This window comes from Candidatus Paceibacterota bacterium (assembly GCA_035583355.1).
GTDB lineage: Bacteria > Patescibacteriota > Minisyncoccia > Phycocordibacterales > UBA6899 > JAJZQJ01.
The window spans coordinates 25492-50584 of record DATEZQ010000008.1 but is presented as its reverse complement, the minus strand read 5'-3'; the positions used below and the strand labels follow the sequence as shown (position 1 = coordinate 50584).

Below are 25093 nucleotides of genomic sequence, written 5' to 3'. Positions count from 1 at the left end.
TGGCATGTGATTTTTTAGTTCGATAATGCTCCTCGCCTTCTTTGTTGCGTGTATAAATGTCTACATTCCCTAATTCCCTCATCCCCATATTCCCTGAATTTACGTATTCATGCACGTATACAAACTATAGTAGAGTATAGTATAATAAGCATACGTGAAGATACGTCTTTCTCAAAAGATTCTTGGACTTTCCTTGTTTACTGCAACAATAATGATCAGTGCCATGTTGGTACTCGGTTTTTCGCTTACGAGGCGATCGGTTGAACAAGGAGCATCGCGTTTTATTCTTGATAAGATGTCGAGCCTTATCTTCCAGGTTGATGAACTGCTTGCAGGGTATCAGACGCAACTACAGATTATCGCGACAGATCCCGCGATCGCTTCTGCGCTTGCACCTTCAACAAAAAATTCAGAAGGTGAAGAGCTCATTAATAAATGGCTCTCAAATTTACTTGTCTACTCTGGTCCTTGGAACGCACTTCTTCTTGTGGGGCCGACAGGAAAAACATTAAGTGCAGCGTCGTTGCGTGAGGGCGGTACTTCGATTGACATTACCGACGAGGAAAAGGTAATCATGGAAGCGTCACGTACGAGTCAAGTGGCGTATGGTGATGCGTATGTTTACAAGGGTGAGACTGTTATGTCCTACGTGATTGCGATTCGCTCATTTGTAAGCGGGAAAGAACATATCGATGGTTATGTTATTGGGCGCATAGCATGGAGATCCGTAGAGGACATATTGAGTCGTGATAATTCAGGTGTCGATTTATTTCGCAGTGACGGGGCACTCATTGCAAGTTTTGGTGATCCGCATCGTGCTGATGCATTTGACAAGAGGGCAATAAGTAATTTCGTCGCACCAGAGACAGCTGAGCTTATCACTATAGATGGCACGCTCCACATGAAGACACTTACGAGGGAGAAAGGCGTGCCAAATTATCAAGGAAATAACTGGGTACTCGCAAGTGTCCGCGATGCAACGACCTATATCGCTGCGGCAGAGATGAGCATTCAGCAAATTGTCATTGTCGCGACAGTGGCTATCTTTTTGATGGCACTTGTCTTTGTCTATCTCATTTCACGGACTGTCGTTCAACCTGTTTTGCGTTTGAGGGCTGCAGCAACAGAAATTGCCCAGGGAGATTTTGCGCAGCAGGTTGAAGTAAACACGAAGGATGAGATAGGGGAGTTGGCGGGAGCATTTCAGACGATGTCTACGAAACTTTCATCACTCTATGGATCCCTTGAGGAGCGCGTGAGGGAGAAAACCTCTGCGCTCGAAAAGAACATCGATGAGCTCGGAAGGAGCAAGAAACAGACCGAATTGGCCCTAAAGGCCGCAGAAGATGCAGAAGAAAAGATGCGAGAGAAAAGCAAGCAAGTCGAAGACGCATTTGAGGAGGTGCAGCGTTTTGCGCGTAGTGCTGATAGAGAGCGCTTAACTTATTCATTGCTCATATCTTCAATCGGCGAAGGAGTTATAGTCATTGATGCAGAGAGGCATATTACCGTCATTAATGAAACAGCAGAACGTATGCTTGGAAGAACGAGTGAGGAGGTAAGAGGAAAAGATATGCGTTCGCACTTCCAGCTTCTTTCTAATGACCGAAATCCTCTTGGTGATGAGTTCATGCTGCCGATCTTCGCAGAGGGAAAGCTTCACGCGATACGATTTCTATATCTTAAGCGTATGAGTGATGGGGCTGAGATGCCGATTTCGGGTGTCATTGCTCCAATTACTGATGCGATGAGCGGAGGAATAGTCCGCGGAGCAATATTCACCTTGCGGGATGTTACTGAGGAGAAAGCACTTGAGGAGGCCCGAGTTGGGTTTATTTCTACCGCATCACATCAGTTGCGTACACCGCTGACAAGTATGCGATGGTTCACCGAGATGCTTGAAGATGGGGATGCGGGGCCCGTGAATGATGAGCAAAGACACTTCCTTGAACGCATTGGCGAGGGCGTTGAGCGCATGACTGGTCTCGTAAATATGTTGCTTCAAATCGCACGCGTGGAAGCGGGTAGGGTCGCTGTTGAACCCGAGCCAGTTGATATGAAAGAGATTGCAATCGCAGTTGCAAAAACAATAGAAGTCCAACTTGCTGAGCATCGACAGAAGATTACAGTCACTGCAGAGCCGGATCCTCTGCCACATATCTCGCTCGATAAAGACTACCCATGGCAGGTGATTCAGAATCTCTATACAAATGCGCAGCGTTATGCTTTTGATGATACGACCATCGAGGTGAAGATGCGTGTGCAGGATGATCAGCTTGTATTCTCTGTCCAAGATCATGGTATTGGTATTCCTAAATCGGCGTACTCTCGCATGTACGAGAAGTTCTATCGTGCAGAAAACGCGCTTACAAAAGTTCCTGCGGGTACAGGCCTAGGCCTCTCGCTGACAAAATCACTTGTAGAAGAGATGGGGGGAAAGCTTTCCTTTGAGAGTGTTGAGGGAGAGGGGACCGTGTTCACTTTTACTATTCCACTCTCTGGAATGAAAAGTAGAAAGGGCGAAGTGAAGCTGCTGGTATAGAGTTTCAGTAATGCAAATTATGACTATCCGAAATAAAATTTTAGCGGCGTGCGGTATTATCGGGATCTTTCAGGGCCTCATTCTTTTTGGGTCAATTGTTGTGTATGCTGCAAAGATAACCGGAGAGTCTCCACTTCACGTATCGAAGATACTCGCGATATTTCCAGGGTTATCTGTCGCGAGTGTACTAATGCCCATTGTTGTTGCGTCATTCGTGCTCTCAGTACTCCTGTTGGTTGGTTATCTTCAGTACGTGCTGTTTGATCCGCTGGAAAAGTATAAGATTGATGCGCTCAAAGCACAGAGTGGTGAACAGGATGTTGGTATACATGAGATACCTATTGATGAGCTAGGAATAGTAGTAAGTGCATACACCACCGCAATCGGAAGGCTTCGTGCATCATACGATACTCTTCTTGAGACACTGCATAGTCAGTATGCTGTAGTTGGTCATGATGCTGAAATTCTGAAGCTTCTTGTTGATCACTTACCACTAGGCGTATTTCTGCTCCGCGAGCCCTCATCAGAGATAATGCGCATGAATGAGCTGGCTGCGCAATTCGTTGGTAAGAATATTAATAGACAGAATGGAGAAACGTCATTTGTACATCAAAATGGTAGCCCGTACTCTGAAGATGAGCTCCCGTATGCCTTGGTCAGAAAGACAAAAGTACCTGTGACCAAGAGTGATATTTTCTTCAGGTATCCTGACATGCGTCTTGCGGCATTTCGCATGACAAGTGTCCCCGTTCTCGATACAAATGGTCAATTGCTCTATATAATTTCGACACTTCTCGATATCACCGATATTAAGCAAGTTGAGCGAGAAAAATCAGACTTCGTATCGCTTGCTTCGCACCAACTCAGAACGCCGATCTCCATCATAAACTGGTATGTCGAATTGCTCATTGCACCACTTGAGCTCGAAAAGCTTAGCGTCGACCAAAAGGAGTATATAGCGCAAATCAAAGAAAGCAGTCTTCGTATGTCAAAACTCATTGATACTCTGCTCAATGCTTCGAGGGTTGAGCTTGGTACATTCCATGGAGATGGGACAATGTTCGATCTCGTGCAGGTTACTGATATCGCGATCAGAGACACAATGGCACTAGCACAGTCGAAGCATCAGCACATAGAGAAGACGTATGATCTTTCATCTCCATTAATTTCTGGTGAACCCAAATTGGGGCAAGTCGTTGTTCAGAATTTGATATCTAATGCAGTGAAATATACAGGGGATGGCGGCACAATAAGGATTTCAGTTGAGTCACATCCGGACGAGGAGGCGATGTATCTTACGGTGATAGATAATGGGATAGGAATTCCAGATAATGAGGTCGGAAGGATATTCTCCCGCTTCTATCGAGCATCAAATGCACGTGACGTTGATTCTAGTGGTTCTGGGCTCGGCCTTTCGATAGTTCGCTCGCTGCTTGAACGGGCGGGGGGAAAAATTTCTTTCAGTAAGGTGGATGGTGGGGGAACGAAGTTTACTGTCATGTTGCCCTACACTTGCAAAAACATATAATACATATGATAATATTAAGTAATGGTTTTGATAGGGCAATTGCTCTTATCGCATAACTTCAAATATATGGAACAACAAATACCCCGAGTGCTCATTGTTGAAGATGAAACACCTTTGCGAAAGGCGCTTGCAAGAAAGCTGTCTTCTTCTGGTTTCGAAGTTCGTGAGGCGCGTGATGGTGAGGAGGGTCTCAATTTGGCTCTGCATGAGCATCCCGATCTCATTTTGCTTGATATTATTATGCCAGTAATGGATGGTTTAACGATGCTCAAAAAGATGCGCGTTGATGATTGGGGAAAGACTGCGCGCGTGATTATATTGACGAACTTGAGTGATGAGGGTGCAAGTCAACAATCACTGGAGAATGGTGCACTTGATTTTCTTGTGAAGGCTGCATGGACGATGGATGATGTTTTGCTTCGCGTGCGTGCTGTTCTTGAAAAGACCACCACGCCAGCATCATAATCAATTTGTCGTGGAGGCTACTTACTATTGTTCGACAGTAGATGCAAAGTGTGTGATTGTGCGTTATCCACAATTGCGAGAACCGAGTAAGGGCGTAGTATGGAGGAAGGAACAAGTCATGTTCCAATACATCGTGGAAACTGTGGGAAGGGAGAGCGCTAGCTCTCCCTTTTAAATTTTTGGCGAGTCTTTACGGCGCATTTTGCCCTGCTTCGCTCCGGTGGCTCAGTCGCCGTATATCGAATACGTCTACCTTCGCCACCTCGCTCCAGCAGGGCAAACTGCATCCATAAATCCTTCGCCAAAAACATAGTAATTTAGAGGTTCTCTTGTCTCCAATAAGGCAAACTTCATCCAAATTCTTGAGTTTTATAATAGAGAGTTTGCTGTAAAATTTATCTAAAATTTTGTATCTAGGTTGTGAATTTACTTATCCCCTTATTCCCTTAACCCCTACATTTGCATTAAAAAGTGCTATACTTTTCCTAATATGAAGAAGTTACTCGTACTTCTGGGGCCACTTGTTGCGATGGTGCTCATTGCAGTTTTTGCTACGAAACATCAAACTCCATCAGTCTGTGTGAGTAATAAAGGTGTTGCTGCAGTAGGGTCATTACGCTATGCGGTCACCCTTGCAATGAATCCTGCAGAGTGGGAACAAGGTCTGTCAGGAAGACCTGCGCTCCCGCTCGATGAAGGTATGCTCTTTCTTTTCCCATCATCATCGGTCCGTGCATTTTGGATGAAGGATATGAATTTCCCGATAGATATCATTTGGATCGATAAGAGCTGGAGAGTTGTTGGTGTGGAGACGCATGCAACTCCCGATTCTTATCCGAGAACATTTACTTCTCCATCTCCGGTATCTCGCGTCCTCGAGATCGCTTCGGTTGGAGAGCTTGGAAGTCCTGTGCATGTTGGTGATCAAATCCAATTTAATTGTATATAAAAATGAAAAGCGCCTCTTGGGGAGGCGCTTTGGTGTTTCTGTTGTTTAGTGCCAGTGCCGTTCAGCGGAAAGGCAGGCGACATAGAGCAATACGATTAACGAGATGATGCTCACAATGATGAGCGGTTTACCGGCGAACTGGTGTTGCACTAATGCGAAGAAGACCGCACAGGAGATTGTGACGACCGAAGAGAAGAGCGCATGCAACTCCCTGAGCGCGGAGTTGAGGACGAACATGAACCCTAGGCCCACGATCATGCTGGTATAGCTGTGGATCTGGATGGTGATTCCCATGTTGCTGAGTGCGTCCTGCGTCATGCCGAAGCACGCTGCAAGGATGACACCAGCGCCGACACCCCAGTGGAGGCCGGACATGATCTCAGTATAGGGATTCGTGTGTAGGGTTGTGGCGTGACTCATGGAGTCTCCTGTAGGAAAGGTTCAAAGGACTGGGCGCATAATACATTCTATTTTGTACCTTGTCAATGTGCTTTTTGTGTGTAATAATGAGCAAGCCATCCAGACAATCGCTCCTTGAAAAAGGGGAGGAAAGTCCGAACTCGGGCCATGTCGAAAGATATGTGCAGCAGGGTAGCGGGTAATTCCCGTCCGCAGTAATGCGCGAGGTGCGAGCAGAGACGCTTGAGGACGAAAGAATTCAAGCCCCCATTTCGGTGGGGTGAGCCATGAGGGTAACCTCGTGGGTGAAACGGCTAAACCCTTACTTCCGTGCAAGGTCGTGCCCACTCGCAAGAGTGTGGAGTACCGCTAGAGGTGCTTGGTAACAAGCATCGGAGAAAAATGATTGTCCCCGACTTCGGTCGGTACAGAATTCGGCTTATCGGGTGGAAATAAAAATGTCACGGTTTCCGTGGCATTTTTATTATTGGATGAGTGAATATGTTATAATTCATATACTTTAAGCGACGTAAATCTCCATATGAATAATCAGATACACGATAGAAGGAGTTTGGGGGATCGAAGTATTACGCAACGTATCTTCGGAGCAATTTTCCCTAAAAGTGTATTCAACGTTCGTGTTGCCGCAGTCCTATTTCTGATGTTGTCATTCCTTCTCCCGGTGTTTATATTGCCTGGCACGAATTTTGGTCTTTCATTTAGTAAAGCAATCTTTTTCCAATTTACTGTACTGCTTTCTGCTGTATTGCTTATTGGAGCATATCTTAGGGACCAGACATTATCTTTTCCAAGGAGTGCGATATTCTATGCTTCATGGATCGCACTCCTATTCTTTGTACTCGCAGGTGCGTTTTCGCCCGTTCCCCGAATATCATTCTTTGGTATCGGTGGTGAAATCGGCACCGTAGTGATGATCGTACTCTCTTTCGCTGCATTGTGCATTTCCGGAATCGTATTTAACTCAGTTTGGCGTTTACGATCATTGATTATTGCGCTAGCCGGAAGTTCGATATTGCTTCTTGCGTCTTACGCTGTACCTGGCTCAAATTCAATGTATGTAAAGGGTATACAGTCACTGGCCGGCTCATACCATGATTTTGCGATTTTACTTGGTGTGTTAATCATCATCGCACTTTCCGTCTTGTACTTTTATCGCGAAAAGAAGTCGCTTCGATTTTGGGGTTATATTGGAGTGTTCCTCCCATTCCCGTTACTGGTTGCAGTTAATTATAGTTTGGTGTGGTATGTACTCACGCTTGTACTCTCTGTGTGGCTCTTTGTAATTATGAGTGATATCGCGCACGTGCTTCGAGTGGTAAATAACCGACGTTCTTGGCTCGGCGCATATTTAATTGCACTCACTCGAGTGCCGCGAACTGCAATAATTGTTTTCGTTCTTGCACTTGCCTTCTCTTTTGGAGCGGGGAATATTTCGCTTGGTGCTGCGACAGTAACGGAGCGTATGCAGCAATTCACTCGTATTGACCCCATTCCTTCGCCTCACCTTTCTCTATGGGAAACTGCTTCAATTGCAAGGCGGGCATTGAATGATTCTCCTGTGTTCGGGGTAGGACCGAATCGTTTTGCTGATGCTTTCCTGCGCTACAAGGATACCGCGTTCAATGTTACTCCAGTTTGGGATAAGGTATTCGATCAAGGTTTTGGGTTTTTCCCTACACTAGTGGTGACTTCGGGGTTGGTGGGTGCAGCAGTGCTACTGTATTTTCTCGGAGCTTTTTTTGCTGCATCGCGCTACTTACGCCGAGCGCTTACTGCAGCACGTTCAGTGGGTTTTATTGTAGTGACCCTGTATACCATCTCAGCTTTTCTCCTTTTGTTTGTTGTCTTTGGAACACCAGGAGTAAGTGTTCTTGGTTTGCTATTTATTTCAATTGGTGGATATCTTGCAGCGCTTAGTGTTGCGGGTTTAGTTCAGAGTGTTGTCATCAATGCAACATACAAGGGGTCAAATATTATGTTGACTGCAATGGCATTCATTAAGTTGCTCGGAATTATCATCATCACATTCGTGCTTGCTCGTGAGATTATGGCATTCAGACATTATCGAATGGGGCAGCTTTTGGCACTTGACGGAGACGTAGTCGGCGCTCGATCTGAGATTTTCAAGGCGCACCAGTTGTTTCCATCAGATGCCTATGCGCGAGACATATCCGTTCTTGCACTGCTTGAACTCGATAAGACGAAGCGGTTGAGCGTTGCCTCTAAAGATGAGGTTATGAAGCGCGCATTTGAACTTATCCAAGTTGCTACCGTATCCTCTGATGAGGCAGTACGCCTTAACCCAACAAAGTCAAGAAATTATGTGCAAAAGGGCGCATCTTATGAGGCACTTGCGACGCTGGGGGTGGTATCGGCTTACGGCCCAGCAACAGATGCCTATAGCGCGGCACTGCTTCGCGACCCCACTTCACCTGATGTAATGTATTATGCGGGGCGTACAGCGCTTGCAAATGGCGATCAGCAGGGCGCGACGGCTTGGTTTCGAAAGGCATTATCTACTCGCCCGAGTCATAAACCATCGCTCGCTGCGCTCATGCAGATACTCATGAGCAGTAATGATTCCGAGGGTGTAAGGGCACTATTGATTCGTGCGGTTGAGTCAGAACAAAATGATCCTTCGACAAGATATGCGCTTGGAAAATTTTACTATGACGAAGCATCATTCGGTGAAGCTGCAAAACAGTTTGCGGCAGCGCTGAGGTCCAATGCGCAGCATGCAGATGCACGTTTCTATCTTGCGGCTTCTGCTTATAGGATGGGAGAGAAAGATTTTGCACTGCAGCAGCTCCGAATCGTGCAGCAATCGAACTCTCGCCATGAGTTGCTGAATCAGGTCATTAGTGCTATAGAACAAGGGAGCGACCCATTTGGGGAAAACATATATGGTACGCAGAATAATTAACCTATTGCACAAAGAGTGGGGCAGTCTTCATGAGGCTGCGCTGCTTTTGGGTTCGATGGCACTCGTTGCACAACTGCTTGGATTCTTTAGAGATCGTCTACTCGCTGCTCATTTCGGAGCAGGAACACAACTCGATATCTATTACTCTGCATTCCGAGTGCCAGATTTTCTCTATGACACACTGGGGTCGGCGGTAGCAATCACCGTACTTATTCCCTTCATTGCAGAATATGCGAAAAAGGGAAATGGTGAGCTGAAGAAATTTATGAGTGCAATGTTCACTGCATTTATATCAGCTTTTGTTATTATTTGTGGTGTCGCATTTGTCTTCATGCCACAGATCGTTCCCTGGCTTGTTCCTGGTTTTAGCCCAGCGGAACAGGCGGTGAATATCAATGTTGCACGCATCCTTTTACTCTCGCCAATCTTTCAGGGTCTTTCAAATCTTTACGGTGCGCTGACGCAGTCATTGCAGCGCTTCTTTGTCTATGCGATAAGTCCTGCAGTCTATAACCTTGGTATCATTTTTGGAATCATATTTCTCTATCCATATTTTGGAATCTATGGTCTTGCGTGGGGTGTGGTCTGTGGGGCTTTGCTTCAGGATCTTATTATGCTCCCTGTGCTTGTGCGCGAAAAGCTTGTTCCGGGATTTTTGTTTGGGCACATGAAAGAAGTAAAGCGCGTGTTTCTTACTTCAATACCTCGAACAATTGCTCTCACGTCCTCACATCTTGCAACTATTGCCATCATTGGTATCGCGTCACACGTCGAGGGTGGTGTAGCAATATTTACTTTCGGCATGACGCTGCAGAGTATCACGTTCACAATAATCGGTTCCAGCTATTCTGTTGCCGCATTTCCGACATTTGCAAAATTCTGGGCCCAGGAGGAGTATCATCTTTTCCGCGAGCATCTCTTAAGTGCGGCAAGGCATATCATCTTTTGGTCGCTCCCTGTTACTGCGCTTTTTGTTGTGCTTCGTGCACAAATAGTCCGTGTGGTCCTAGGTACGGGTCGTTTTGATTGGAGTGCGACACGACTTGTTGCAGCAGCACTTGCGCTCTTCGTAATCTCTGTTGCCGCACAGTCACTCGTCTCGCTGTTCACTCGTGCATTCTATGCCGCGGGCAACTCGAAGGTACCACTCACCATCAATGCATTTTCAGGAGCACTTATTATTGCTTTTGCATATGGCCTCACCGCATTCTTTGGATATTCTCCGATATTCCGATATTTCATTGAGACAATCCTTCGTGTTGACGGATTGCAGGGGACAAGTGTCCTGATGTTGCCGCTCGCGTATTCCCTTGGCATGATTATTAATGTCAGTTTGTTGCTGGTTGCGCTGCATAAGATTGTGAATCACGTGTGGCTTGGCATACGTCGCGCTTTTGTGCAGAGTTTCTCTGTCGCAGTGATCATGGGTGCTGTTGCATATTACATGCTCCAGTTTTCGGTGACCTACATCGATCAAAAGACACTGCTCGGTATTTTGGGTCAGGGTCTTATTAGCGGAGGTCTTGCAGTTATTGTTGGAATGTTCTTCTTTACTATTCTTGATAATACCGAGTATAAGGAGACTAGGGATGCAGTACATAAGAAGTTCTGGAAGCAAAAGCCAATCGTTACTGAAACGGAGACGGTGATTCAGTAAGACCGCCGCATCGCGGGCCAGGCGGTCTTGTCCGATAAGGAGTGGCCTCCGCCACGCACTTCAACTCACGCCTCAGTTTCACTGAGTCGCTCACGGGTAAATAGGAAAAAGGGAATAGGGTATAGGAAAATTCAAAATACATTCAAAATTTGAGCACTGAAGGTGCTCGAATTTTATTTATGAATTTTCCCCATACCCTATTCCCCATACCCCATTCCCGCATTTTATGCTAGTATGCCCTCATTACGTATGACCAAGTCGCATATCCGCAATTTCAGTATTATCGCCCACATCGACCACGGTAAGTCGACGCTTTCTGATCGCATGCTTGAAATCACGCGTACCGTGAGTGCTCGTGAGATGCAGGCACAGGTGCTCGATTCGATGGATCTGGAGCGTGAGCGCGGCATCACCATCAAGATGACACCGGTGCGCATGCACTATAAGAAGGGAGGTGAGGACTATATCTTGAACCTCATCGACACACCGGGGCATATCGATTTCTCCTATGAAGTCTCTCGCGCACAAAAAGCTGTCGAGGGCTGTATTTTGCTTGTCGACGCGACACAGGGTGTGCAGGCACAGACACTCTCGGTGCTTGCGATGGCGCGTGAGCAAGGACTCACGATCATTCCTGTGCTCTCAAAGATAGATTCCCCACTCGCTGATGTAGCTGAGGTGACTGACGAAGTCGTGCAGCTTCTTGATTGTGATCCTTCATCGATCATGACTGTCTCGGGGAAGACGGGTGCTGGCGTACAGGAGCTCCTCGATGCCATTGTCGATCGTGTCCCACCTCCAACTGAGGAATTCCACGGAAAGCCTGGTGCGCGTGCACTTATCTTCGACTTCGCATACTCAAACCACCGCGGTGTCATTCTCTTTGTGCGTGTACTTGATGGAAAGATTACAAAGGGTGCTGAGCTTTCATTCATTGCAGCGAAGGAGAAGTTCTTCGGTATCGAAGTTGGGCATTTCCTTCCCGCACAAACACCCGCAGATGAAATTCATGCAGGAGAGATTGGCTATATCGTGACCGGCATCAAGCGACCAGGTGTCGCGGGTGTTGGTGATACAGTGACGCTGACGAAGCAAGCACTTCCTGCGCTTGCGGGTTACGCAAAGCCTCGACCGGTTGTTTGGGCCTCGGTATTTCCTGAAAGCCAGGATGACCTCGATGTCCTCCGTCAGGCATTGCAGCGCTTGCAGCTCTCAGATTCTGCGCTTACCTATGAAGAAGAGGCATCGGGTACGCTTGGTCGCGGATTCCGTTGTGGTTGTCTAGGTATGCTTCACCTGGAAATTGTGACTGAGCGTCTGCGCCGTGAGCACCAGCTCGCACTTGTGGTGACGACGCCGTCGATTACCTATGAGGTGAAGATGCGCAAAAAGGAAGAGCCACTGATTGTGTACTCTGCTGCGCTCTTTCCTGATGATGCGGATATCGAGAAGGTACGTGAGCCCTGGATTGATGGTTCGATTATTACACCACCTGACTATGTCGGTCCCGTTTCGCAGCTCCTCTTCGAGCACGAAGCAGAAACAGGGGATTCTGATATTTTTGGAGACAATCGTTTCCAGATAAAGTTTGTGATGCCACTACGTGAGCTTATGCGTGGATTCTTCGATCGTTTGAAGTCGGTGTCCTCGGGTTATGCATCGCTCTCGTATGATATTGCGGGAATGCGTGACGCTGATGTGGTGCGCATGGACTTGCTCGTCGGGGGAGACCCGGTACCCGCCTTTGCACGTGTTGTCTCACGTCGTCGTATGCAGGATGATGCAGATGCTGCAGTGGAAAAGCTCTTCAAGGTGCTTCCTCGCCAGCAGATTAAGATCAAGATTCAGGCACGTGCGATGGGACGCATCGTTTCATCGAAGGAGCTCTCTGCATTCCGTAAGGATGTGACAGGTTATCTCTATGGAGGTGACATCACCCGAAAGATGAAGCTTTTGGAGAAGCAGAAGAAGGGAAAGAAGAAGATGCAGGAATCAGCAAACGTTCATATCCCGCCAGACGTGTTTGTCAAAATGATTCGCTCCGACATGGATTAATTAGACTTCATATTTTTGCGCATCTTGCCATGCTTCAGCATGCGATTCGCTCACCGTATACCGCATACGGCTCGCTAAAATTCGCATGCCTCCAGCAAGGCAACCTGCATCAAAAATCTAAAGTCTAAAAAAGAACAATGCTATGCATTGTTCTTTTTGTTTGATGGAAATAGTGCCATTAGGTAAGTATCATGAAATTTGTTTTCATCAAAATAATCATCTTTTATTTTACCCTCTAATTTAAAGCCGGACTTCTTGTAGAATTTCACTGCCTTCAAATTTTCTGCAGCGACGCTTAGGCTGAGCTTGTGCAATTTAAGCGTGTTAAACCCAAAGTCAATGAGATATGAGAGTGCCGCTCGTCCGAAGCCCTTACCCCTATAAGCGCTAGCGCCAATTGCGATAAAAATATCCGCATGCTTGTTTGCTTTATCTATCTTGGTCAGCCCCATGAAGCCCACGGGGATTTTCTCATCACAGATTGTAAAGAATTTCTTGTCCTTTGACTTCTCATAGCGATCAAACCACTCTTGCTGCCTCTTTTCTGTAGTTTTAACTTTTGGGTCGCCTCCCAGGTATTTATTTACCAACTCATCGTTTAGCCATGTGATGCGATAGGGAATGTCCTTTCGGTGGTGGTTTCGGATGTATATCATAAGCAAATGATAACATAACTATTTTGGCACGTGGAGGCGTTCGAAAAATAGAAAAAGGCCCGCGCACTGCGCAAGCCTTTTGATTTATTCGTCACTCAGTAGAATGCTTTTGTAGCCGACATGTCTCAGGAAGCCCGAGGTCACGTCGTCGCAAAGATGGGGAGCAGGCATAAGGAAGCTACCAGTGCGGCCAACCTGGCAGCCAGAAAGGAGAACAACCTCAGTCTGGTCGTGATTTCCGTGCACGTCGTACGTGCAGCGAATCTTCTCGTCCATCTTGGTATGTGGTTCGCTACCGATGCAGAAAATTGCTTTTCCGATAATGAGCTCACCACAGCTCGCACAGTGAAATAGTGGGTGGAGATTGTACATTGGGCACCTCCATGCCGATTGTTCTGTCTTAAGGCTAACACGAAGGTAATCAAAGTCAAACAGCAAATTTCCTTGAATGTAAGCCGTAAATAGTCCTAATGAGTTCAATTACCGGCTATCCACAAGTTTTCCTAGCGTTTATCCACAGAATGTCAATAGATTCGCTTGACAAACCTGTGGAGAAGGCGTTATAATGCCTTGCATATCCTCGTGAATGAGTAACTGCTGGAGGTGTTGGTTGGTTGAGTATAATCCACGCTTTGAAGAACTCAGCATAACAAAGAACGTATTGATCTGAAACCTGAAGGGGCTTTTTGCTCTCAGGTATTTTTTCGTCATGTTCTCGTAGTTAGTGAACAGTAATCAGTAAACAGTAATCAGGCTAGATGCGCTGAATACTGTTCGTGCATTTGCCCTGATTACTGATTACTGCTTACCGATTACCTATGTTGAGTTTCAAGAGCTCTTATTAATCGCTGTATTCCTATACCACACTCTTATATATATGGAGAAGTTGAATAAGAAGCATTTTGGTTTGTACCGTGCACCACTCGTGGAAGCTCCCGATCTGGTTGCGGCACAAAAAGAATCGTATCAGTGGCTGATCACTGACGGCTTGAAGGAGATCTTCGCCGAGTTCAGTCCAATACAGGATTATTCGAAGAAGAAGTTCGATCTCGAATTCACGGGGTTTGAACTTTTGCCACCTCGCTTTGATGAGCATTATGCTCGTGAGAACAAGATCTCTTTGGAGACTCCACTTCGCGCGGAAGTGAAGCTTTCAAACAAGCAGCTTGGAATTGAAAAGACTCAAGAAATCTTCATGGCAGATTTTCCTGTCATGACGGTTCGCGGAACTTTCATCGTCAACGGCGTTGAGCGCGTGGTCGTCCCACAGCTCGCACGTTCATACGGTATCTTCTTTACAGCACAGGAGCTCAAGACTGGGCGTTTCTTTGGTGCAAAGATCATTCCTTCTCGTGGTGCATGGATCGAACTTGAGACCGATGCTGATGAAGTCATCTGGGCCAAGATCGACCGTAAGCGTAAGTTTCCGGTAACTGCGCTCCTCCGTATCTTCGCACAGACGAAGAATGATGAGCAGCTCATCGAGCTCTTCAAGGGCAATCCTGATGCAAAGCGTGCTATCGAAAAGACACTTGCAAAGGATCCCGCAAAGAGCCTCGAGGACTCATATGTCGAGATTTACCGTAAGATTCGTGACGGTGATGTGACGACAACAACAAATGCAGCCGAACTCATTGGCGCACTCTTTCAGCGTGAGCGTTACGACCTCTCAACCGTCGGACGCTTCCGCTTCAACAAGCGTTTCAATCTTGGAATGGACGAGAAGGCAACAGCGCAGCGTGTACTCACTATTGAGGACCTCGTACTCACTCTTTCTCATGTTGCAGAACTCAATCACACTCCAAATGCTCGCGAAGACGATATCGATCACCTCGGTAGCCGCCGCGTGCGTTACGTCGGAGAAATGCTTCAGGCAAAGCTCCGTGTCGGTATGACGCAGATGAAGCGAAATATTCAGGATCGTATGTCGACCGCTGAAAGCGATACGACACTTCCTGTCAATTTCGTTTCTCCTCGTCCTCTCCAGGCTCGTCTCAAGGAATTCTTCACGACCAACCAGCTCTCACAGCTTTTGGGTCAGGCAAATATCCTCGACGAAGTGGAGCAGCTCCGTACCTGTTCAGCTATGGGTCCAGGTGGACTCACTAAGGAGCGCGCAGGACTTGAGGTTCGAGACGTGCACTCATCGCACTACGGACGTCTCTGCCCAGTGCATACCCCAGAAGGACAGAACATTGGTCTCGTGCTTCGCTTCTCAACATACGCTCGTACAAACGAATTCGGTGTTATCGAAACCCCATACGCAAAGGTCGTAAAGGGTAAGATTACCAATGAGATCGTCTATATGAACGCACTTGAGGAAGAGCGTGTGACGATTGCTCACGCCGCAGTTCCTTATGATGATACCGGCAAGATTACTGCAAGTCGTATCGAGGCTCGCGTTGCAGGTATTCCATCGATCGTCGACTCAAAGCAGGTCGACTATATCGACGTGTCAACGAACCAGGCATTTTCTGTCGCTACATCATCGATTCCTTTCCTGGAACACAATGACGCGAACCGTGCACTCATGGGTTCAAACATGCAGAAGCAGGCAACACCACTCATCGCGCCAGAAGCACCTATCGTTGCTACAGGTATCGAGGGTCGTATCGCTCGCGACTCAGGTCGTGTCGTACTCGCTGACCGTGATGGAGTCATCAAGGCAGTCGACGCACGTCACATTGTTGTGAAGGACACAAAGGGAAATGAAGTGGACATGCCACTCATGAACTTCCTCATGACTAACGACGCAGGTTGTTTCCATCAGCGTCCTATCGTCCAGGTGGGCGACAAGGTGAAGAAGGGAGATGTGCTTGCAGATACTTCAACATCAGATAAGGGAGAGATGGCTCTTGGACAGAACCTCATGGTTGCGTTCATGAGTTGGGGTGGTAGCAACTACGAGGACGCCATCATTTTGAATGAGCGCCTTGTACGTGAGCAGTACCTCACCTCTATCCATATTGAGAAGTTCATCGTCAACGTGCGCGACACGAAGCTTGGACCCGAGTCAACAACACCTGACATCCCAAATGTCGGTGAAGCAAAGCTGAAGGATCTCGACCATGAAGGTATCGTACGTATCGGCGCAGAAGTGCGCTCAGGCGATATTCTCGTCGGTAAGATTACTCCAAAGGGTGAGGCACTCCTCACTCCAGAAGAGCGTCTCCTCCGTTCGATCTTCGGTGAGAAGGCACGTGATGTGAAGGATACTTCACTCCGCATGGAACATGGCAAGCGTGGACGCGTTATCGGTGTGAAGGTCTTCTCTCGCGAGAAGGGTGACGCACTCGAGAGCGGTGTCATCAAGCGTATCTATATCGAGGTCGCTCAGCTTCGTAACATCTCTGTGGGTGATAAGCTCGCAGGTCGTCACGGAAACAAGGGTGTTATCTCAAAGATTCTTCCACAGGAGGAAATGCCATACATGGATGACGGTCGTCCTGTCGATGTGATTCTTACACCACTCGGTGTGCCATCACGTATGAACCTCGGACAAATTTTCGAACTCCATCTTGGAATGGCCGCCAAGAAGCTTGGCTACCAGGCTATTACGCCATCATTCCTTGGTGTACAGGAAGAAGAAATTCAGGCAGAGCTCGTGAAAGCAGGCTTCCGTCCAGACGGTAAGCAGATGCTTCGCGATGGACGCACGGGAGAATACTTCGAACAGGCAGTTTCTGTCGGCTACATGTACATCTTGAAGCTTCACCACATGGTCGAAGACAAGATCCACATGCGCTCGATTGGACCCTACTCACTCATCACCCAGCAGCCACTTGGTGGTCGTGCACAGGGCGGTGGACAGCGTTTTGGAGAAATGGAAGTGTGGGCACTCCAGGGATATGGCGCAGCGCATATCCTTCGCGAAATGCTCACCTACAAGTCGGACGATATCCTCGGACGTTCTGCAGTATTCGACTCGATTGTGCGCGGAAAGGAGATTAAGGAACCAGGTTTGCCTGCAACCTTCCATGTCCTTCTTGCAACACTCCGTGGTCTTTCACTCGACGTGCAGCTCAAGCAGCGCATCGGTGAAGAGGAGACGATTTATCGCGCTCCGTCACTTGCAGCCTCAGACACACAGAATAATTAATAATCCTCATCAGCATACATATGAAAGAACCACAAAACGATTTCAATGCGATGACCATTGCGCTCGCTTCTCCTGAAGTGATGCGTACGTGGTCCTATGGTGAGGTGACAAAGCCAGAGACCATCAACTACCGCACGCAGCGTTCTGAGCGCGGAGGTCTCTTTGATGAACGTATCTTCGGACCTGAGAAGGATTTCGAATGTTACTGCGGAAAGTACAAGGGCATCCGCTATCGCGGTATTGTCTGTGAGAAGTGTGGTGTTGAGATCACTCGTTCTGTCGTGCGCCGTGAGCGCATGGGACACATCGAGCTTGCAGCCCCAGTTTCGCACATTTGGTTTTTGCGCGGTGTGCCAAGTCGTATCGGGCTATTGCTCAATACGCCAATGGCAGATATCGAGCGCGTCATCTACTTCGCTGCCTACATGATCACTTCTGTGTCAGAGACAGAGAAGAAAGGATTGCTTGATGAGCTTGATCGTGAGTATAAGTCTCGCGTGAAGAGCCTCAGTGACCAGCGTGCAAAGGATCGCATCAAGGAGGCACTCACCGTTGCAAAGAAGGAGATCGAGTCACTTGCGGTAGGTCTCGTCATGGACGAGCTTACTTACCATAAGTTCTCACTCAAGTATTCTTCAGCATTTGAGGCAGCAATCGGTGCAGAAGCAATCTATGATCTCTTCAAGAAGCTTAATGTTGCAGAGTACAAGGAAGCTGTGGAACTTCGCCTTGAAAAGGCAAACGCAACTGATCGTCCAAAACTCTTTAAGCGTCTTTCGCTTATCAAGGCTATGCTCCGCTCAGGAGTACGCCCAGAGTGGATGTTCCTTACGGTACTTCCAGTGATTCCTCCAGGAGTGCGCCCAATGGTCGCACTTGAAGGTGGACGTCATGCAACGAGTGATGTGAACGATCTCTATCGTCGTGTCATTAACCGCAATAACCGTCTCAAGAAACTTCTTGAGATTGATGCACCTGAGGTCATTCTCCGCAACGAGAAGCGTATTCTCCAGGAAGCAGTCGATGCACTTATCGACAACTCGATTCGTCACAACACTGCAAGTCAGGCTGCGAGCCCTGCACGTAAGCGTGAGCTCAAGAGCCTCGCTGATATGCTTAAGGGTAAGGGTGGACTCTTCCGTCAGAACCTTCTCGGAAAGCGTGTCGACTACTCAGGTCGCTCGGTTATTGTCGTCGGTCCAGATTTGAAGCTCCACCAGTGTGGACTTCCAAAGCACATGGCACTTGAGCTCTTCCGCCCATTTGTCATTGCAAAGCTCATCGAACAGGGTCTTGCCTTCAACATCCGCGGTGCAAATCGTCTCATTGACGATGGTATCCCAGAGGTATGGGCAAATCTCGAAGAGGTGATTAAGGGTAAGTACGTGCTCCTCAATCGTGCACCAACACTCCACCGCCTTGGTATTCAGGCCTTCCAGCCAATCCTTATCGAAGGTAATGCTATCCAGGTCCACCCACTCGTTACGCCAGCCTTTAACGCTGACTTTGATGGAGACCAAATGGCTGTTCACGTTCCTCTTTCAGATGAGGCACAGGCAGAAGCTCGTGAGCTCATGGCATCGAATAAGAATCTCTTGAAGCCAGGTTCTGGTGATCCAGTCGTGAATCCATCACAGGACATCGTTCTTGGTTGTTACTGGATGACAAAGATCATCAATGGTGACAAGGGTGAGGGAAAGATTTTTCCATCTCCAAACTCAGCGATTACTGCATATGACTTCAATGTTGTAGGTTTCCGTGCAAAGGTTACGGTCATGCCATCAACAAGTCCTAAGTATGCAATCTTTGGTGGAAAGCCATTCGAAACGACTCCAGGACGCTTGCTCTTCAACTCAGTCTTGCCAAAGGATTTCCCTTATATCAATAAGGAGATCACAAAGAAGGACCTTTCAAATCTCGTGGATGACCTCCTTACGAAGTACGGCGTGGACGCAACTCCAGACGTACTCGACAAGGTGAAGGCATTCGGATACAAGTACGTCACTAAGTCAGGTATTACCTGGTCACTTTCTGACGTGAACGTTCCACCAGAGAAGGATGCGATCCTTGCAGAGGCATACCGCAATGAGAAGGAAGTGTTTGCTCACTACAATGACGGTTTGCTCTCTATCGAAGAGAAGTATGATGCCGTCATTACGATTTGGCGCGAAGTCGAAAATGCGATTCAGCGCGTGGTGCCAGCCGGACTTCCAAAGGATGGTCCAGTTGTCGACATGATTACCTCGGGTGCTCGTGGTTCTATTAACCAGGTGACGAAGATGGTCGGTATGAAGGGACTCACACAAGGACCATCGGGCCGCATCATTGACTTCCCGATGATCCCGTCACTCAAGGAGGGTCTTACTCCACTCGAGTACTTCCTCTCAACGCACGGTTCACGTAAGGGTATGACCGATACCGCGCTTAATACCGCAAAGGCCGGTTACCTCACTCGTCGTCTCGTTGATGTTGCACAGGACTTCATCGTTGCCGAAAAGGATTGTAACGATCGTTCAGGTATTGCACTTTCGAAGGAGAATGCAGGTGGTATTGAAATCCCACTTTCACGCCTCCTCCGTGGTCGCGTTGCCGCAAAGGACATTGTCACACCAGACGGCACGGTAGTGTTTAAGAAGGGTACACTTATGGGTCGCGACGAAGCTATTGCCGCAGACAAGGCTGGTGTACTTACTGCAAACGTACGTTCACCACTCACCTGTAAGGTGCTCCGTGGCGTATGTCAGCAGTGTTACGGAATGGACCTCGGTCGTGGACGCATTGTTGCGCTCGGTGAGACTGTAGGTATCGTCGCCGCACAGGCTATCGGTGAGCCAGGAACGCAGCTTACAATGCGTACGTTCCATGCCGGTGGTGCAGTTGGTGAGGACATTACGATGGGTCTCCCTCGCGTTGAAGACGTTTTCGAGCGCCAGTCTCCAAAGGCTGAAGCCGCAGTTGCAAAGTTCGACGGTGTTGTTGCGGAAATTCGCCGCGGTGACAAGGAGGACCTCGTGATCGTTGTCGTTGGTGAGGGTGGTAAGAAGGGTAAGAATGAAGCTGAGCACTCAGTTTCATATCGCCGTCAGCCAAAGGTAAAGGTTGGAGATACAGTGGTCGCAGGTCAGATCATGACCGACGGTTACGCTGATATCGAAACACTTTTCAAGTATGGTGGCAAGATGGCCGCAGAGCGTTACATCATTTCTGAGATCAATCGTATTTACGAGACACAAGGTGTTTCAACTTCACGTAAGCATCTCGAAATCATGGTGCGCCAGATGTTCTCACGCATGCGCGTGCGTCAGCCTGGTGATACGCGTTTCTCTCCAAGTGATACTGTCGAAGAGGCAGAGCTTGTCGATGAGAACAATGCAGTCATCGCCAAGGGTGGCGAGCCCGCAGTTGCTGAGCGCATCGTGCTCGGTATTACTGACATCGCTCTCACGAAGGAGTCATTCCTTTCTGCAGCATCGTTCCAGAGCACTTCACGCGTCCTTATTCAGGCCGCAGTCGAAGGAGCTACGGATCATCTCCGCGGACTCAAGGAGAACGTTATCCTCGGCCGTCTTATTCCTGCAGGAACTGGTTTCTGGTCAAATGAGATTGAACCAGTTGTGGCAGAAGAGGCAGTCGCAGAAGAAGCGCTCTAATTTCTCTTTTCTCAGCACACATGAGCTTGCTCGTGTGTGCGCATGAGGAGGGAAGAGTATGCATCGTGGCGAAACACTTAAATCTATGGACCATATCGCACAAATAAAAGCACGACTACCTATTGCCGAAGTAGTTGGAACATATGTGAGATTGGAGCGTGCAGGGAGTAACTTCCGCGCGCTTTGTCCGTTTCATAAGGAGCGTACACCATCATTCAACGTTTCTCCTGCTCGTGACGCATATTATTGTTTTGGTTGCGCTAAAGGTGGAGACATTTTCACATTCGTCCAAGAGATTGAGGGTCTATCATTTCCTGAGGCACTTCAGGTGCTTGCCGCTAAGGCGGGAGTGCAATTACCTGAACGCAGTAGTGAACTATTGAACCAGCAAAAAAATGCGAAAGAAAGGCTCGTAGAACTTATGGAAGTTGCGACAAAGATATTTGAGGCACATCTTGCAAAGCACGATGAGGCACGAGTATACCTTCACAGTCGCGGTCTTACTGATGAGACAATAGCGAAGTTCCGCATCGGATTTGCACCGCTTGAGTGGCGCGCACTTTATGACGCACTTCATGCAAAAGGTTTTGCAGATTCTGAAATCGAGCGTTCTCGTGTCGTAAAGAAGATCGAAGGAAAAGGGTATTATGATACTTTCCGTGGACGCATCATGTTTCCTATCATGGATCCGTCTGGTCGCGTGATTGCATTTACTGGTCGTGTCTGGGGAGATCAAAAGGCTCCCGATGGTACACCAGTTGCGAAGTATCTTAATTCTCCTGAAGGGGAACTCTATGACAAGTCACGCGTGCTTTTCGCGTATGATAGGGCAAAGGTTCCTATGCGTAAGGCAGACTGTGCAGTACTCGTCGAAGGGCAGATGGACTGTATCATGGCACATCAGGCAGGCGCTGAGCATACGATTGCAATTTCTGGGACTGCTTTGACTCCTCCACAAATTTCGCTCATCAAGCGTCTGACCAATAAGATCATTCTTGCACTTGATGCAGATAGCGCGGGTGTGCAGGCAACACTACGTAGTGCGAAGCTTGCACTCACACAAGACATACAGGTCCGTGTAGCCACTATTCCTGATGGCAAAGACCCCGCAGACTTCATCGCCCTCCATCCTGGAAAATGGGATGAAGTACTTGCATCTGCTGAGCCCGTGGTGCCTTATCTGCTTAGACTGTATGTCAAATTGGGACTTCATGGCGAACCACTCCGCGAGCGCATTAATAAAGAGGTGTTTCCGTTGGTTGCTGCAGTACCAAGCAGGATCGCACAGGCACATCTTGTGCTTGAGGTTGCACGCCTTCTTGGAGTCCGCGAAGATGTCGTTTGGGATGACCTTAAGCGCTCTGTGCGAGAAGCTGAGCAAGAGCCCGTATATGAAGATGAACGAACTGAAGTGGTCATAGAACGTCCACCCGTTCGCAATGTGTCCCCACGCATTCGTGCTGAGGAAGAACTGCTTGGATTATTGCTTTGGCAAGAAATCCATCCTGAGGCCAAGCTTTCCCACGCTGCAGTGCGGGAATCTCGAGAGCGACTTTTTAAAGAACTTGAGGTAGCGCCACTTGCGCCAGATGAAGGTGACGCATCGCGTCTCTTGATTATGGCAGAGAGCAGATATACTCCTGAAGCAAAGCTTGAGGAAATCGCCGAGGAACTACTTGATCGTATCGAGCGTGAATTATTGAAGGAGCGTCAAGAGTTTCTGCTTAGAGAAATTGCGCGAGCTGAGAGTGCACGAGAGGATACGTCCCAATTCATGTCTCAGTACCGTTCACTCACTCCACGAATCATTGCCGTTGAGGATCGCATGCGTAATAGAGCCCATCTCTATTAGGATAACAAGGACAGCTGGTCCCTGTGCTGTATAGGTTGCAAAAACCCTTATTTTTACTAATATCACACTATCATATGGCTACAACAAAGAAGACAACGAAGGTGGCGCCAAAGAAGGCAACACCTGCGAAGAAGGTTGCGGTAAAGAAGGTGGCTCCTGCGAAGAAGGTAGCTCCAAAGAAGGCAGTGCCTACGAAGAAGGTGGCAGCACCAAAGAAGGCAGCTCCTGCAAAAAAGGTTGCACCAAAGAAAGCCGCACCGGCTAAGAAGGTAGCACCAGCCAAGAAGGTGCAGCCGGCGAAGAAAGTAGCTGCTCCAGTGAAGAAGGTACCTCAGGCGCCTACAAAGGCCTCGAAGAAGGCAGAGAAGCATGAAAAGGTGAAGCTTGCTCCGCACCCACCAAAGACCGGTGAGCGCGCTCGTAAGGGCCTTGAGGAGAAGCTTCAGTCGCTTGTCCATCGTGGACGTGAGCGTGGTTTCGTAACCTATGACGAAATTCTTCGTACGTATCCAGAGATCGAGAACAATATCGATTTCCTTGATGATATCTATGAGCGCCTTTCAAATCTTGGTGTTGATGTGATTGAGTCCGGTGGTTTGCTTGATGTGCACACCGATGAGGAACTCATCACCCGTAAGCTCGGTAAGGGTGCAGGTGGTGACTCTACGCAGATGTATCTCCGCGAAATTGGTCAGTACCCACTGCTTATGGCAAAGGACGAGCGTGAGCTCGCACAGCGCATCGCAGCGGGTGACGAGGAGGCTATGGGCCTGCTTGCACGCGCGAACCTCCGACTCGTTGTTTCTATCGCAAAGAAGTATGTCGGTCGTTCTCCTGATCTTACACTTCTTGATCTTATTCAGGAGGGTAACCTCGGACTCTTTAGGGCTGTCGATAAGTTCGATTGGTCTAAGGGATTCAAGTTCAGTACCTATGCTACATGGTGGATTCGCCAAGCAATCACTCGTGCGCTTGCCGATCAATCACGTACCATTCGTATTCCTGTCCACATGGTGGAGACGATTGCGAAGTATAAGCAAATTCACCGTCGCTTGACTCAAGACCTCGGTCGCGAGCCAATGGCTGAGGAAATTGCAATGGAAATGGGTATCGAAGTCGAGCGTGTCCGAAACATTCAGAACATCGATCAAGATACTGTTTCTCTTGAGAAGCCAATTGGTGATGATGAAGATAAGTCGACACTCGGTGAATTTATCGCCGATGAGCGTATCTTGTCTCCTGATCAGGAGGTATCTCGTCTTATTCTCTCAGAGCAAATTCAGGAAGTGCTTGCAGAACTCTCTCCAAAGGAGCGCAAGATTCTTGAGATGCGTCACGGACTTGAGGATGGCGTGCAGCACACGCTTGAGGAAGTGGGTAAGGAGTTTGGTGTGACGCGTGAGCGTATACGACAAATCGAGGCGAAAGCGCACGAGAAGATTAGGCAACACGAGAACATCAACAAATTGCGCAATTACTAAAATGCTCGCCCCTTTGGGGCGGCATTTTATATTGCGCAATTTATTGTATTCTCGTAAGTAGTCATTTCGGCACTGGTCTTTTTGCTTGGGACGGCTTCAGGCTTCGCGCTCCATGTATCACTGTACACTATCGGGCTCCAGCCAAGCCGTCGCAAGCAAAAATCCTCAGTGTTTCATAGGGTAGGGCTGGGTGAAATGCCATGCAAAGAAAAACGCACCCGATGGGTGCGTTTGATGCTAGGTGTTGTATCCGTAAAGGTCGGGGAAGTTGAGCTGGGCGAGAGCGGTGAGGAGTGCCTGCTCGTTTTGGTCCTGCCTCTTCATGAGGCCGTGGGTGAGCTTCACGAGGATGTTCCCCTCGCCATGTTCGCGCTCTGCTTTGCTCTTGATGAATCCAACGCTCTCGAATCCGTCGGTGAGCGTGTGTGTGTTCGCGATGATGTCGCCCATGACCGGCACTGGTACTTCAAACCCCGCAGAAGTGCCAAGAGCATAGTTCTTGCCATTGAATACCGCGCAGACGGTGATTTCCATTGCGCCACTTCTTGATCCAGGAAACTCGGCGATTCCAGATTCTAAACCGATTCCAAGATCACCTTTTCCATGGATGAGCGCTTCGCAGGCTCGGATTTTGGCACCCCTGACGGTCTCTGCGAGCGAACGAGGTTGCTCTGAGACGCCAGAGTCAACTGGAATGCTGATGAGCGTGAACGGCGTCGAGAAATGCTGAAGAAGAGTCCTGTCTACTGCAGCTACTTTCGAGGGGCTCAGTGAGCCGTGAATGATCTTAATTGTCATCAGAGTCTCCAGAAAAGA

General features: G+C 48.2%; 15 protein-coding genes and 1 other RNA gene. 13 read left to right on the top strand and 3 right to left on the bottom strand.

The genetic code is table 11. The features are described 5' to 3' along the window. Positions 1 to 154 precede the first annotated feature (154 nt). The 4 genes from VJ579_03700 (at position 155) to VJ579_03685 (ending at position 5484) form a co-directional block, all read left to right on the top strand. Positions 155 to 2542, top strand: a complete 2388-nt coding sequence (locus VJ579_03700) for an ATP-binding protein (protein HXK38144.1) — start codon at positions 155 to 157, stop codon at positions 2540 to 2542. A gap of 19 nt (positions 2543 to 2561) precedes the next feature. Beyond that, complete coding sequence (locus VJ579_03695; GenBank protein HXK38143.1) at positions 2562 to 4070, top strand: PAS domain-containing sensor histidine kinase; 1509 nt, start codon at positions 2562 to 2564, stop codon at positions 4068 to 4070. Positions 4071 to 4136: 66 nt separating this feature from the next. Next, positions 4137 to 4535: a response regulator gene (locus VJ579_03690; protein HXK38142.1), complete on the top strand. Its 399-nt coding sequence runs from the start codon at positions 4137 to 4139 to the stop codon at positions 4533 to 4535. 490 nt (positions 4536 to 5025) lie between these two features. After that, positions 5026 to 5484, top strand: a complete 459-nt coding sequence (locus tag VJ579_03685) for a DUF192 domain-containing protein (protein HXK38141.1) — start codon at positions 5026 to 5028, stop codon at positions 5482 to 5484. A 45-nt stretch (positions 5485 to 5529) separates the two neighbouring features. Here VJ579_03685 and VJ579_03680 read toward each other — a convergent pair whose 3' ends face one another. Further along, positions 5530 to 5859 (bottom strand): hypothetical protein, encoded by a 330-nt coding sequence (locus tag VJ579_03680; GenBank protein HXK38140.1) that lies wholly within the window; start codon positions 5857 to 5859, stop codon positions 5530 to 5532. Positions 5860 to 5999: 140 nt separating this feature from the next. Between VJ579_03680 and rnpB the strand changes: the two genes are divergently transcribed. The 4 genes from rnpB (at position 6000) to lepA (ending at position 12539) form a co-directional block, all read left to right on the top strand. Next, an RNA gene (gene rnpB / locus VJ579_03675) (RNase P RNA component class A) lies at positions 6000 to 6337 on the top strand. 87 nt (positions 6338 to 6424) lie between these two features. Beyond that, complete coding sequence (locus VJ579_03670; GenBank protein HXK38139.1) at positions 6425 to 8827, top strand: hypothetical protein; 2403 nt, start codon at positions 6425 to 6427, stop codon at positions 8825 to 8827. Beyond that, positions 8808 to 10484, top strand: coding sequence for a lipid II flippase MurJ (locus tag VJ579_03665; GenBank protein ID HXK38138.1), 1677 nt, complete (start codon positions 8808 to 8810; stop codon positions 10482 to 10484). Before VJ579_03670 ends, VJ579_03665 begins: the two co-directional genes overlap by 20 nt. 234 nt (positions 10485 to 10718) lie before the next feature. After that, a complete protein-coding gene (gene lepA / locus VJ579_03660) occupies positions 10719 to 12539 on the top strand; it encodes a translation elongation factor 4 (GenBank protein HXK38137.1) in 1821 nt (606 codons plus the stop codon). Between the two features lie 140 nt (positions 12540 to 12679). Here lepA and VJ579_03655 read toward each other — a convergent pair whose 3' ends face one another. Next, on the bottom strand, positions 12680 to 13195 hold the full coding sequence (locus tag VJ579_03655) for a GNAT family protein (protein ID HXK38136.1): 516 nt from the start codon (positions 13193 to 13195) through the stop codon (positions 12680 to 12682). Positions 13196 to 13315: 120 nt separating this feature from the next. Here VJ579_03655 and VJ579_03650 point away from each other — a divergent pair, with 120 nt between their 5' ends. The 5 genes from VJ579_03650 (at position 13316) to VJ579_03630 (ending at position 24277) form a co-directional block, all read left to right on the top strand. Then, the gene (locus tag VJ579_03650; protein HXK38135.1) at positions 13316 to 13549 is read left to right on the top strand and encodes a hypothetical protein; all 234 of its coding nucleotides are present in this window, start codon (positions 13316 to 13318) and stop codon (positions 13547 to 13549) included. A 523-nt stretch (positions 13550 to 14072) separates the two neighbouring features. Then, a complete protein-coding gene (locus tag VJ579_03645; GenBank protein HXK38134.1) occupies positions 14073 to 17294 on the top strand; it encodes a DNA-directed RNA polymerase subunit beta in 3222 nt (1073 codons plus the stop codon). 20 nt (positions 17295 to 17314) lie between these two features. Beyond that, positions 17315 to 20944 (top strand): DNA-directed RNA polymerase subunit beta', encoded by a 3630-nt coding sequence (gene rpoC, locus VJ579_03640; protein ID HXK38133.1) that lies wholly within the window; start codon positions 17315 to 17317, stop codon positions 20942 to 20944. Positions 20945 to 21002: 58 nt separating this feature from the next. After that, positions 21003 to 22796 (top strand): DNA primase, encoded by a 1794-nt coding sequence (gene dnaG / locus VJ579_03635; GenBank protein HXK38132.1) that lies wholly within the window; start codon positions 21003 to 21005, stop codon positions 22794 to 22796. Between the two features lie 74 nt (positions 22797 to 22870). Continuing rightward, positions 22871 to 24277 (top strand): sigma-70 family RNA polymerase sigma factor, encoded by a 1407-nt coding sequence (locus VJ579_03630; protein HXK38131.1) that lies wholly within the window; start codon positions 22871 to 22873, stop codon positions 24275 to 24277. A gap of 237 nt (positions 24278 to 24514) precedes the next feature. Here VJ579_03630 and VJ579_03625 read toward each other — a convergent pair whose 3' ends face one another. Continuing rightward, positions 24515 to 25075 carry an inosine/xanthosine triphosphatase gene (locus VJ579_03625; protein ID HXK38130.1) on the bottom strand — a complete coding sequence of 187 codons (561 nt, stop codon included), beginning with the start codon at positions 25073 to 25075 and terminating at the stop codon, positions 24515 to 24517. Between the last annotated feature and the right edge of the window lie 18 nt (positions 25076 to 25093).